The sequence below is a fragment of the Micromonospora sp. WMMD714 genome, assembly GCF_029581315.1.
GTDB lineage: Bacteria > Actinomycetota > Actinomycetes > Mycobacteriales > Micromonosporaceae > Micromonospora > Micromonospora rifamycinica.
The window spans coordinates 3779895-3793830 of sequence record NZ_CP120744.1; the positions used below are offsets into that span (position 1 = coordinate 3779895).

Here is a 13936-nt window from a genome sequence, read left to right on the forward strand (position 1 = left end):
AGATTGGTGTGAACGATGGCGAACGACGACAAGCTCCGGACCTTCCTCAAGCGCGCCACCGCCGAGCTGCAACAGGCCAACCGGCGGCTGCGTGAGGTGGAGGGCCGGGACCAGGAGCCGATCGCGATCGTCGGCATGGGCTGCCGCTACCCCGGCGGGGTCCGGTCGCCGGAGGACCTGTGGCGGCTCGTCGCCGACGGCACCGACGCCATCTCCGGCTTCCCCACCGACCGGGGTTGGGACGTCGACGGGGTCTACGACCCGGAACCCGGCAGGCCCGGCAAGAGCTACACCCGGCACGGCGGATTCCTGCACGACGCGGCCGAGTTCGACCCGGGCTTCTTCGGGATGAGCCCCCGGGACGCGGTGGAGACCGACCCGCAGCAACGGTTGCTGCTGGAGGTGGCCTGGCAGGCGTTCGAGCACGGCGGCATCGACCCGCTCGCCCTGAAGGGCAGCGCCACCGGCGTCTTCGTCGGGGTGATGCACCACGACTACGTCGACAGCACCACCTCCGGCAGCCTCGTCTCCGGCCGGGTCGCCTACAACCTCGGCCTGGAGGGACCGGCGATCACCGTCGACACCGCCTGCTCGTCGTCGTCCGTGGCGATGCACCTGGCCTGCCAGTCGCTACGCAAGGAGGAGTGCGGGCTGGCCCTGGCCGGCGGGGTCGCCGTGATGGCCACCCCGCAGCTCTTCGTCGAGTTCAGCCGGCAACGGGCGCTGTCCCCGGACGGCCGGTGCCGCTCCTTCGGCGACGGGGCCGACGGCGCGGCCTGGTCCGAGGGCGCCGGCCTGGTGGTGCTGGAGCGGCTCTCCGACGCCCGGCGTAACGGGCACCGGGTGTACGGGTTGATCCGGGGTTCGGCGGTGAACCAGGACGGGGCGTCGAACGGGTTGACCGCGCCGAACGGGCCGGCGCAGCAGCGGGTGATCCGGGCGGCGCTGGCCAACGCCCGGCTCTCCGTCGCCGACGTGGACGCGGTCGAGGCGCACGGCACCGGCACCAGCCTCGGTGACCCGATCGAGGCCCAGGCGATCCTGGCCACCTACGGCCGGGACCGGGACCGCCCCCTCTTCCTCGGCTCGATCAAGTCGAACATCGGGCACGCCCAGGCCGCCGCCGGGGTCGCCGGGGTGATCAAGATGGTGCTGGCGATGCGGCACGGCACGCTGCCGCGTACGTTGCACGCGGCTACGCCGTCCCGGCAGGTCGACTGGGCGGCCGGGGATGTCCGGCTGTTGACCGAGCCGGTGGACTGGCCGGTGGGGGAGCGGCCCCGTCGGGCCGGCGTGTCGGCGTTCGGGATCAGTGGCACCAACGTGCACCTCATCGTGGAACAGGCCCCTCCCGTCGAGGACGCCGAACCCGGACCGACCCCGCCGGTCACCCTCTGGCCGGTCTCGGGGCGCTCGCCCGAGGGGATGGGTCGGCAGGCCGCCAGCATCGCGGAGTTCGCCGCCGGCACCGACGCGCGCCCGGTGGACGTGGGGTTCTCGTTGGGTGCGGGTCGGGCCGGGCTGGAGTTCCGGGGGGTGGCGGTCGGTGGTTCTGCCGCTGGTCTCGTCTCCGGTCTGGAGGCGCTGGCTGCCGGTGGTGGCCTGTCGGGTCGGACCGTCGCCGGTCGGACGGCGGTGTTGTTCACCGGTCAGGGTGCGCAGCAGGTGGGGATGGGTCGTGAGCTGGCGGCGGCGTTCCCGGTGTTCGCGGCGGCGTTGGACGAGGTGTGTGCGGCGTTCGGGCCGCTGCTCGACGGTGATCTGCGGGAGGTGATGTTCACCGATCCGGACGGGGTGCTCGATCGGACGGGGTGGACGCAGCCGGCGTTGTTCGCGGTCGAGGTGGCATTGTTCCGGCTGGCGGAGTCGTGGGGGTTGAAGCCCGATTTCGTGGCGGGTCACTCGATCGGTGAGTTGGCTGCCGCGTATGTGGCCGGGGTGTGGTCGCTGGCGGACGCGTGTCGGGTGGTGGCCGCGCGTGGTGGTCTGATGCAGGCGCTTCCGGCCGGTGGGGCGATGTTGGCGATTGCCGCGCCGCTGGCGGAGCTGGATCTGGGTGACGTGGACGTGGCGGCGGTGAACGGTCCCCGCGCGGTCGTCGTGTCGGGGACCGAGGAGCGGGTCGCGGCGTTGGAGGCGTCGCTGGAGGTGAAGACGCGCCGGTTGCGGGTGTCGCACGCGTTCCACTCGCAGCTGATGGATCCGATGCTGGCCGACTACGGGCGGATCGTCGACAGCGTGACCGCCAACCCGGCGGGTGTCCCGTTGGTGTCGACCGCCACCGGTGACCTGGCTACCGACGACGAACTCGGCTCGGCCGGGTACTGGCAGGGCCAGGTCCGGGGCACCGTGCGGTTCGCCGACGCGGTGGCCACCCTCGCCGCCCGGGGCGTCACCCGGTTCATCGAGATCGGCCCGGACAGCGTGCTGACCGCGATGGTCGCCGACTGCGTGGACGACGCGGTGACCATCGCATTGCAGCGTCGGGACCGGGAGCAGGTGCAGGCGTACGCCACCGGGATGGCGCAGGCGTGGGTCAGCGGCGTCGACCTGGACTGGTCGGCGGTCAACCCGGGCATCCAGGTCGACCTGCCCAGCTACGCCTTCGCCCGGCAGCGCTACTGGCTGGAAGCGCCCACCGCCGCTCCGGCCACCGTCACCGACGGCTGGCGGTACCGGGTGGTGTGGCGGGACACCGGCCTGCCCACCGGGCCGGAGCTGACCGGCGACTGGTGGATCGTCACGCCGGATGCCCCCGCCGACGACCCTCGGGCCACCGCCCTGGCCGACGCGCTCGCCGCCCGCGGCGCTGCCGTCACCCGGCTCACCGCCACCGACCTGTCCACCGGCGGCGCTGCCGCCCTCGCCGACCGGGGCACCCCCGCCGGGGTGGTGTCGCTGCTCGGCCTCGACGACACCCCCGACCCGTACGACGCCGGGCTGTCCGCCGGGGTCACCGGCACCGTACGCCTGGTGCACGCCCTCGCCGCCGCCGCTTTCACCGGCCGGCTCTGGTGCCTCACCACCGGCGGTGTCGCCGTCGACCGGTACGAGGACCTGCCGCACACCGCGCAGGCCGGGCTCTGGGGCCTCGGCACCGTGCTCTCCCTCGACTACCCCGACTGGTGGGGCGGCCTGGTCGACCTGCCCGCCGACTGGACGCCCGGCCTCCTCGACCGGCTCGTCGACGTGCTCGCCGACGGCGGCGAGGACCAGGTCGCCCTGCGTACCGCCGGGGTGCTGGCCCGACGGATGGTCCGCTGGCCGGTGGCCGGCAGCCCCGAGCGGCGCTGGCAGCCCACCGGAACGGTGCTGGTCACCGGCGGTACCGGCGGCATCGGCGCCCACCTCACCGCCTGGCTCCTCGACCGGGGCGCCGAGCGGGTGGTGCTGGCCAGCCGGCGCGGCCCGGCCGCGCCCGGGGCCGCCGACCTGGCGGCCCGGCTGCCCGGCGTGCAGGTCGTCGCCTGCGACGTGGCCGACCGGGAGGCCGTCGCCGCGCTGCTCGACGGGATCGGCGACGACCTGACCGCCGTCTTCCACGCCGCCGGGGTGCTCGACGACCCCGCCCCGCTCGGCGAGACCGACCTCGACGACTTCGCCGCGGTGTGCCGGGCCAAGGTTCTCGGCGCGACCCACCTCGACGCGCTGCTCGGCGACCGGCCACTCGACGCGTTCGTGCTGTTCGCCTCTGGCGCGGCGGTGTGGGGCAGCGCCGGGCAGGCCGCCTACGGCACCGGCAACGCCTTCCTCGACGCCCTCGCCCACCAGCGCCGCCGCCGGGGCCGGACCGCCACCTCGGTGGCCTGGGGCACCTGGGCCGGTGGTGGCATGGTCGACGACCAGGCCACCGGGCACCTGCTGCGGCAGGGCACCCCGCCGATGGAGCCGCGTCTCGCCCTCGGCGCGTTGCAGCAGGTCCTCGACCACGACGAGAGCCACCTCGTGGTCACCGACATCGACTGGACCCGGTTCACCCCGATCTACACCCTGGCCCGGCCCCGGCCGCTGCTCGCCGCGCTCCCCGAGGCCCACCAGACCCCGGCGACCGTCGTACCGGACGTGCCGGCCGACACCTCCGTCCTGGCCGGGCTGCCCGACGCCGACCGACTGCCGTACCTGCTGGACACCGTCCGCACCCGGGTCGCCGCCGTCCTCGGCTACGACGCGACGACCACCGTGGACGTCCAGCGGCCGTTCCGGGAACTCGGCTTCGACTCGCTGACCGCCGTGGAGCTGCGCGACGCCCTCGACGCGGCCGTCGGGCTGCGACTGCCGGCCACCATGGTGTACGACCACCCGACCCCCGCCGTGCTGGCCCGCCACCTGTACGACGAACTCGTCGGCGGCACCGGCCCGGCCACCGCGACGCCGGCCAGCACCGGGTCCGACCCCGACGAGCCGATCGCCATCATCGGGATGAGCTGCCGCTACCCCGGCGGGGTGCGGTCCCCGGAGGACCTGTGGCGGCTGGTCGACAGCGGCACCGACGCGATCAGCGCGTTCCCCGTCGACCGGGGCTGGGACGCCGACGCGCTCTTCGACACCGACCCGGACCGGCCCGGCACCAGCTACGTCCGCTCCGGCGGTTTCGTCTACGAGGCGGGCGCGTTCGACGCCGAGTTCTTCGGCATCTCGCCGCGCGAGGCGATCGCCATGGACCCGCAGCAGCGGCTGATGCTCGAAGTCACCTGGGAGGCGTGCGAACGGGCCGGCATGGACCCGGAGGCGCTGCGCGGCAGCCCGGTCGGCGTCTTCGTCGGCTCCGGCGCCCAGGACTACGGCGACCTGCTCGGCCTCGCCCCCGCCGAGTCGGAGGCGTACCTGAGCACCGGCAGCTCCGCGTCGGTGATCTCCGGCCGGGTGTCGTACGCGTTCGGTTTCGAAGGGCCGTCGATGACCGTCGACACGGCCTGTTCCTCGTCGCTGGTCGCGTTGCACCTGGCCAGCCAGGCGCTACGGGCCGGGGAGTGCGGCACCGCCATCGCCGGCGGTGTGCTGGTGATGGCGAACCCCACCCCGTTCGTGGCGTTCAGCCGGCAGCGGGGGCTCGCCCCGGACGGCCGGTGCAAGTCGTTCTCCGACGACGCCGACGGCACCGGCTGGTCCGAGGGGGTCGGTGTGCTGGTGCTGGAGCGGCTCTCCGACGCCCAACGCAACGGGCACCGGGTGTACGGGTTGATCCGGGGTTCGGCGGTGAACCAGGACGGGGCGTCGAACGGGTTGACCGCGCCGAACGGGCCGGCGCAGCAGCGGGTGATCCGGGCGGCGCTGGCCAACGCCCGGCTCACCCCCGACGAGGTCGACGCGGTCGAGGCGCACGGCACCGGCACCACCCTCGGTGACCCGATCGAGGCCCAGGCGCTGCTCGCCACCTATGGCCGGGACCGGGACCGGCCGCTGTGGCTCGGCTCGATCAAGTCGAACATGGGCCACGCCCAGGCCGCCGCGGGTATGGCCGGGGTGATCAAGATGGTGATGGCGATGCGGCACGGCACGCTGCCGCGCACGTTGCACGCGGCTACGCCGTCCCGGCAGGTGGACTGGGCGGCCGGGGACGTCCGGCTGTTGACCGAGCCGGTGGACTGGCCGGTGGGGGAGCGGCCCCGTCGGGCCGGGGTGTCGTCGTTCGGGATCAGCGGCACCAACGCGCACGTGATCGTCGAGGAGGCCCCGCCGGTCGGGTCCGTCGAACCGGTCGAGGCCCCCGAGCCGCCGGTGGTGCTCTGGCCGCTGGCCAGCCGTTCCACTGCCGGCCTCGCGGCCCAGGCGACCCGGCTGGCGGACTTCCTCACCGATGAGCGTCCCGTCGACGTCGGGCACTCTCTCGCTGTCGGTCGGGCGGCGTTGGACCACCGGGGTGTGGTGGTCGGTGGTTCCGCTGCTGGTCTCGTCTCCGGTCTGGAGGCCCTGGCTGCCGGTGGTGTCGGGTCGGGTCGGGTCGTCGCCGGTCGGACGGCGGTGTTGTTCACCGGTCAGGGCGCGCAGCGGGTCGGGATGGGCCGTGACCTGGCGGCGGCGTTCCCGGTGTTCGCGCAGGCCCTGGACGAGGTGTGTGCGGCGTTCGGGCCGTTGCTCGACGGTGATCTGCGGGAGGTGATGTTCACCGATCCGGAGGGTGTCCTCGACGAGACGGGGTGGACTCAGCCGGCCCTGTTCGCGGTCGAGGTGGCCCTGTTCCGTCTTGCCGAGTCGTGGGGGTTGAAGCCGGACTTCGTGGCGGGTCATTCGATCGGTGAGTTGGCTGCCGCGCATGTGGCCGGGGTGTGGTCCCTGGCGGACGCGTGTCGGGTCGTCGCGGCCCGGGGTGGCCTGATGCAGGCGCTGCCGGCTGGTGGGGCGATGCTGGCGGTGGCCGCGCCGTTGAGTGAGTTGGATCTGGGTGGCGTCGATGTGGCGGCCGTGAATGGTCCTCGGTCGGTGGTGGTGTCCGGGACCGAGGAGCAGGTCGCGGCGCTGGAGGCCTCCCTGGAGGTGAAGACGCGGCGGCTTCGGGTGTCGCACGCTTTCCACTCGCACCTGATGGACCCGATGCTGGCCGACTATGGGCAGATTCTGGCGGGTGTCACCGCGAGCCCGGCGCAGATCCCCCTGGTGTCGACGGTGACCGGTGACCTGGCTGGTGACGATGAGTTGGGTTCGGTCGGGTACTGGCAGGGTCAGGTGCGGGGCACCGTACGGTTCGCCGACGCGGTGGCTGCTCTGGCGGCGCGGGGTGTGACCCGGTTCATCGAGATCGGGCCGGACAGCGTGCTCACCGCGATGGTCGCGGACTGTGTGGACGACACGGTGGCGGTTGCGTTGCAGCGTCGGGACCGGGAGCAGGTGCAGGCGTACGCCACCGGGATGGCGCAGGCGTGGGTCAGCGGGGTCGACCTGGACTGGTCGGCGGTCAACCCGGGTGGTCGGCAGGTCGACCTGCCCACCTACGCCTTCCAGCACCAGCGCTACTGGATCGAGCCCGACCCCAGCACCGCCGGCACCGACACCGCCGACGGCGGGTTCTGGGACGCCGTCGACCGGGCCGACACCGACCTGCTCGCCGACGGCCTCGGCGTCGCGCCCGGCGTGGTCACCGAGGTGCTGCCCGGCCTCGCCGCCTGGCGGTCCCGGCAGCGGGACGCGTCCACCCTGGACGACTGGCGCTACCGGATGGTGTGGCGCTCCACCGAGCTGCCCGTCGGCGGTGTGCTGACCGGCACCTGGTGGCTCGTCGTACCGGCCGGGTCGACCGGGGGACGCCCGGACGGGCTCGCCGACCCGGGTAGCCACGACGCACGGGTACGGGCCGTCGCCGACGGGCTGGCCGCCCGGGGCGCCGACGTCGTCACCGTCACCGGCACCGTGCTGCCCGACGGGGACACCCCGTCCGGGGTGCTCTCCCTGCTCGCCCTCGACGACACCCCCGACGCCACCGGCGCCGGCCTCTCCGTCGGCGTCACCGACACCGTGGCGCTGATCCAGGCGCTCACCGCGACCGAGTTCGCCGGTCGGGTCTGGTGCCTCACCGCGGGTGGGGTCGCCGTCGACCGGTTCGAGGACCTGCCGCACCCCACCCAGGGCGCGCTCTGGGGGCTGGGCACCGTGCTGTCCCTGGAGTACCCGCACTCCTGGGGTGGCCTGGTCGACCTGCCCGCCGACTGGACCGACGGGCACGTCGAGCGGCTCGCCGACGTGCTCGCCGCCGGTGCGGAGGACCAGGTGGCCGTGCGTACCGCCGGGGTGCTGGCCCGCCGGCTGGTCCGCTGGCCCGCCGCCGGCAGCCCCGAGCGGCGCTGGCAGCCCGGCGGCACCGTGCTGGTCACCGGCGGCACCGGCGGCATCGGCGGTCAGCTCACCGGATGGCTGCTCGACCACGGCGCCGACCGGGTGGTGCTGGCGAGCCGGCGTGGTCCGGCGGCCCCCGGTGCGGCCGAGTTGACCGCCCGGTATCCGGGGGTGGAGGTGGTGGCGTGTGACGTGGCCGACCGGGAGGCGGTCGCCGCGCTGCTGGCCGACCTCGGTGACGAACTGACCGGCGTCTTCCACGCCGCCGGGGTGCTGCACCAGGAGAAGTCGCTGCCGGAGACCAGCGTGGCCGAGTTCGCCGAGGTGTGCCGGGCGAAGGTGCTCGGTGCGGTGCACCTCGACGAGTTGCTCGCGGACCGGCGGCTGGACGCGTTCGTGCTGTTCTCCTCGGGTGCCGCGGTCTGGGGCAGTGCCGGTCAGGCCGGGTACGCGACGGCGAACGCGTTCCTCGACGCGCTGGCGCACCGGCGGCGCAGCCGGGGTGCGGTGGCCACCTCGGTCGCCTGGGGAAGCTGGGCCGGCGGCGGGATGGCCGACGGGGAGGCCACCGCCCACCTCCGCCGGCAGGGCACCCCGCCGATGGAACCCCGGCTCGCCGTCCGGGCGCTCGGGCAGGCCCTCGACCACGACGAGAGCCACCTCGTCGTCGCCGACATCGACTGGACCCGGTTCACCCCGATCTACACCCTGGCCCGGCCCCGGCCACTGCTCGCCGCGCTCCCCGACGCCCAGCCGGAGAGCGAGCCGGCCGTCCCGGCCACCGCGACCGCCGACCTCGCCGGCCGGCTCGCCGCGATGCCGTCCCCGGACCGCCTCGACACCGTCCTCGCCCTGGTCCGCGACCAGGTCGCCGCCGTCCTCGGGTACGCCTCCGGAGCCGACGTCGACCCCGAGCGGGCGTTCAAGGAGGCCGGCTTCGACTCGCTGACCGCCGTCGAGCTGCGTAACCGGCTCGCCACCGAGACGGCGCTGCGGCTGCCCGCGACCCTGGTCTTCGACCATCCGACCCCGACCGAGCTGGCCCAGCAGCTGCTCACCGAGCTGGTGCCCGCCGACGCCGGGGGCGTCACCCTGCTCGACGACCTCGACCGGCTCCAGGCCGCGCTGTCCACCCTGGACGCCGACGCGGTGGCCGCCCTCGACGAGAGCACCCGGGCCGGGGTGGGGGAGCGGCTCAAGGCCCTGCTCGCGGCCTGGACCGCCGGGCAGCGTCCGGCCGAGGTCGCCAGCGTCGCCGAGGATCTCGACACGGCCTCCGACGACGACCTCTTCGACTTCATCGACAGCAAGTTCGGCACCTCATGATCCGTCGGCTCCGTCCAGGAATGGGTTCCTGATGTCCAACGAACAGAAGCTTCGTGACTACCTGCGCCGGGTCACCGCCGACCTGCACGAGACCAGCGAACGGCTCCGCGACGTCGAGGAACGCGCCGTCGAGCCGATCGCCATCGTCGGGATGGGCTGCCGCTACCCCGGCGGGGTCGACTCGCCCGACGCCCTCTGGGACCTCGTGGCCGCCGGCACCGACGCGATCTCCGGCATGCCCACCGACCGGGGCTGGGACCTCGACCGGCTCTACGACCCGGATCCGGACCACCCCGGCACCAGCTACACCCGGACCGGTGGCTTCCTCTACGACGCCGGCGACTTCGACCCCACCTTCTTCAGCATCTCGCCCCGCGAGGCCGCCGAGATGGACCCGCAGCAGCGGCTGTTCCTGGAGACGTCCTGGGAGGCGCTGGAGCGGGCCGGCATCGACCCGTCGTCGCTCAAGGGCAGCCCCACCGCCGTGTTCACCGGCGTCGTCTACCACGACTACCCGAACAGCTGGGGTGCCGGCAGCATCGTCTCGGGCCGGCTGGCGTACACCCTCGGGTTGGAGGGGCCGGCGGTCACCGTCGACACCGGCTGCTCGTCGTCGCTGGTCGCCCTGCACTGGGCCTGTCAGTCGCTGCGCTCCGGGGAGTCGTCGCTCGCCGTCGCCGGTGGGGTGACCGTCATCGGCACCCCGGGCGCGTTCATCGAGTTCTCCCAGCAGCGGGCGCTCTCCTCCGACGGCCGGTGCAAGTCGTTCGCCGCCGCCGCCGACGGCACCGGCTGGGCCGAGGGCGCCGGTGCGCTGGTGCTGGAGCGGCTCTCCGACGCCCGGCGCAACGGCCACCCGGTGCTCGCCGTCATCCGCGGCTCCGCGATCAACCAGGACGGCGCGTCCAACGGCCTGACCGCCCCCAACGGCCCCTCCCAGCGGCGGGTCATCCGGGCGGCGCTGGCCAACGCGCGGCTCGCGGGCCAGGAGATCGACGCGGTAGAGGCGCACGGCACCGGCACCCGGCTCGGTGACCCGATCGAGGCGCAGGCGCTGTTCGCCACGTACGGTCGGGACCGCCCCGCCGACCGGCCGCTCTGGCTCGGCTCGCTGAAGTCCAACATCGGCCATTCGCAGGCCGCCGCCGGGGTCGGCGGGGTGATCAAGATGGTGCAGGCGATGCGGCACGGGGTGCTGCCCCGCACCCTGCACGTCGACGAGCCCAGCGGCGAGATCGACTGGTCACCCGGCACGGTACGGCTGCTCACCGAGCCGGTCGAGTGGCCGCAGACCGGCCGGGCCCGGCGCTGCGCGGTCTCCTCGTTCGGCATCAGCGGCACCAACGCCCACGTCGTCCTCGAAGAGGTGACCCCGGCCGACGAGGACGAGCAGCCGGCCACCCCGGCGGTGCTGCCGTGGGTGCTGTCCGGGCACACCGAACGCGCCCTGCGCGCCCAGGCCGAGCGGCTGCTGTCGCACCTGGACGCCGTGCCCGCCGACGCCGCCGCCGTGGGCCGTACGCTCGCCGGCCGGGCCCGGCTCGGCCACCGGGCGGTGGTGCTCGGCGGCGACCTGCCGCAGTTGCGGGCCGGGCTCGTCCCGGTCGTCGAGGGCCAGCCGTCCGCCACCTCGGTCACCGGCACCGCCGACGCTACCGGGCGGGTCGTCTTCGTCTTCCCCGGCCAGGGCGCCCAGTGGGTCGGCATGGCCGCCGCGCTGCTGGACTCCTCGCCGGTCTTCGCCGACCAGATGCGCCGCTGCGCCACCGAACTGCGCGCGTACGTCGACTGGGACCTGCTCGACGTGGTACGCGGGGTGCCCGGTGCGCCGTCGCTGGAGTGGGTGGACGTCGTGCAGCCCGCGCTCTGGGCGATGATGGTCTCCCTCGCCGCCACCTGGCGGGCGTACGGTGTCGAACCCGACGCGGTGGTCGGCCACTCGCAGGGGGAGATCGCCGCCGCCTGCGTGGCCGGCGGACTCTCCCTCGCCGACGGGGCGCGGGTGGTCACCCTGCGCAGCCGGGCCATCGGCGAGAAGCTGGCCGGTCGGGGCGGGATGGTCTCGATCGGGCTGCCCGCCGACCGGGCGCAGGAGCGGATCGCCCGGTGGGCGGGCGACATCTCCCTCGCCGTGGTCAACGGCGCCAGCTCGGTGGTGGTCTCCGGCACCCCGGAGGCGCTGCGCGAACTCGTCGCCGCGCTCACCGAGGAGGGGATCCGGGTCAAGCAGGTCGCCGTCGACTACGCCTCGCACTCGGCGCAGGTGGAGGGGCTGGAGCACCGGCTGCTGGAGGACCTGGCCCCGATCAACCCGCGTACCGGGACGATCCGGATGCTCTCCACCGTCACCGGCGACTGGGTGGACACCGCCACCCTGGACGCCCGCTACTGGTACGACAACCTCCGCAACACGGTCCGGTTCGACCCGGCGATCCGCTCTCTCGCCGGGCAGGGCTGGACCGGGTTCGTGGAGGTCAGCCCGCACCCGGTGCTCGGCATGGGCATGCAGGAGACGCTGGAGTCGGCGGACCAGCCGACGGTGGTCACCGGCACCCTGCGCCGCGACGACGGCGGCCTGGACCGGCTGCTCACCTCCCTGGCCGAGCTGCACGTCCGGGGCGTCGACGTGGACTGGGCCGCCGCCCTGCCCGGCACCCGCCGGGCGGACCTGCCCACCTACGCCTTCCAGCACCAGCGCTACTGGATCGCGCCGACCGCCGACGCCCCGGCCACCGCCGGCACCGACGCCGGGTTCTGGGACGCGGTGGAACGCGCCGACGTCGACCTGCTCGCCGACGGCCTCGGCGTCGACACCGCCCTGGTCGGCGAGGTGCTGCCCGGCCTGACGTCGTGGCGGTCCCGGCAGCGCGACGTCGCCACCGTGGACGGCTGGCGGTACCGGGTGGCGTGGCGGCCGACCGAGCTGCCCGCCGGCGGGCGGCTCACCGGCACGTGGTGGGTGGTCGCCCCGGCGGCGCTGGCCGACGACGAGCGGCTGCGTACGCTCGCCGACGGCCTGACCGCCCGGGGCGCCGAGGTGGTCACCGTCACCGGCACCGACCACGCCGGCCGGGAGGCCCCCGCCGGGGTGCTCTCCCTGCTCGCCCTGGACGACGGCCCCGACCCGCTGGGCGTCGGCCTGTCCGCCGGGGTCACCGCCACCGTGTCGCTGGTGCACGCGCTGGCCGCCGCCGACTTCACCGGCCGGCTCTGGTGCGTCACCGCCGGCGGGGTCGGCGTCGACCGGTTCGAGCCGGTCGCCGACCCGGCCCAGGGTGCGCTGTGGGGGCTGGGCACGGTGCTCTCCCTCGACTATCCCGGCTGGTGGGGCGGCCTGGTCGACCTGCCCGCCGACTGGACGCCGCAGACCGTCGACCGGCTGGTCGACGTGCTGACCGGCGGCGGCGAGGACCAGGTGGCGCTGCGGCCGGCCGGTCCGCTGGCCCGCCGGATGGTCCGTCACCCGGTGACCGGGGCGCCCGGGCGGCACTGGCGGGCCAGCGGCACGGTGCTGGTCACCGGCGGCACCGGCGGGGTCGGCGGGCACGTCACCGAGTGGCTGATCGGGCAGGGCGCGCAGCGGGTGGTGCTGGCGAGCCGGCGTGGTCCGGCCGCCCCCGGCGCGGCCGCGTTGACGGCCCGGTATCCGGGGGTGGAGGTGGTGGCCTGTGACGTGGCCGACCGGGAGGCGGTCGCCGCGCTGCTGGCCGACCTCGGTGACGAGCTGACCGGCGTCTTCCACGCCGCCGGGGCGCTGCACCCGGAGGTGCCGCTCGGGCAGACCGGCCTCGACGACTTCGCCGACGTGTGCCGGGCGAAGGTGCTCGGTGCGGTGCACCTCGACGCGTTGCTGGCGGACCGGCCGCTGGACGCGTTCGTGCTGTTCTCCTCCGGAGCTGCGGTCTGGGGCAGTGCCGGTCAGGCCGGGTACGCGACGGCGAACGCGTTCCTCGACGCGCTGGCGCACCGGCGGCGCAGCAGGGGTGCGGTGGCGACCTCGGTCGCCTGGGGAAGCTGGGGCGGCGGCGGTGGGATGGCCGGCGGTGAGGTCGGTGCACACCTCGACCGGCTCGGCGTCGGCGTGATGGACCCCCGGCTCGCCGTCCGGGCGCTCGGGCAGGCCCTCGACCACGACGAGAGTCACCTCGTCGTCGTCGACGTCGACTGGACGCGGTTCACCCCGATCTACACCCTGGCCCGGTCGCGACCACTGCTCGCCGAGCTGCCCGACGCCGCACCCGAGCCGGCCGGGGCCGCCGACCCGGCGTCGTCGTCGGCGCTGGTCGACCGGCTCGGTGCGCTGCCCGAGGCCGAGCAGCGCGCCCTGCTGCTGGAGACGGTCCGCACCAACGTGGCCGCCGTCCTCGGCTACGGCGACGCCGAACTGGTCGAGCCGCAGCGCGCGTTCAAGGAACTCGGCATGGACTCGGTGACCGCCGTGGAGCTGCGCAACCGGCTCAGCGCCGCCACCGGCGTCCGGCTCTCCGCCACCCTGGTGTTCGACCACCCCAACCCGACCGCGCTGGCCGACCAGCTCCGGACCGAACTCGGCTACACCGGCGACACCGCCGGTGGCCTGCTCGCCGAGCTGGACCGGCTGGAGGTCACCGTCGCCGGCCTGACGCCGGAGGAGATCGAACGCCACCGGGTCACCGGCCGACTCCAGTCGCTGCTGGCGAAGCTCAACGAGACCCTCAGCACCACCACGGGCACCACCCTGGTCGACCGGCTCGAAACTGCCTCCGCGGACGACGTGTTCGACCTGATCGACAAGGAACTCGGGATGACCTGAGCCGCCCCCGGCTCCCGGAGCGACGTGTCCCGCTGGCAACGAGTTTGGTGA

Annotated in this window: 2 protein-coding genes; both read left to right on the forward strand. The window is 74.6% G+C overall.

The features are described from left to right. Positions 1-15: 15 nt before the first annotated feature. A complete protein-coding gene (locus O7625_RS16805; protein WP_282339786.1) occupies positions 16-9093 on the forward strand; it encodes a type I polyketide synthase in 9078 nt (3025 codons plus the stop codon). Positions 9094-9124: 31 nt separating this feature from the next. Continuing rightward, a complete protein-coding gene (locus O7625_RS16810; protein ID WP_282339788.1) occupies positions 9125-13885 on the forward strand; it encodes a type I polyketide synthase in 4761 nt (1586 codons plus the stop codon). The last annotated feature ends 51 nt before the right edge of the window (positions 13886-13936 follow it).

Coding starts and splice junctions, on each gene's coding strand:
- O7625_RS16810 (WP_282339788.1), top strand. CDS start 9,125: ATGTCCAACGAACAGAAGCTTCGTGACTACCTGCGCCGGGTCACCGCC.
- O7625_RS16805 (WP_282339786.1), top strand. CDS start 16: ATGGCGAACGACGACAAGCTCCGGACCTTCCTCAAGCGCGCCACCGCC.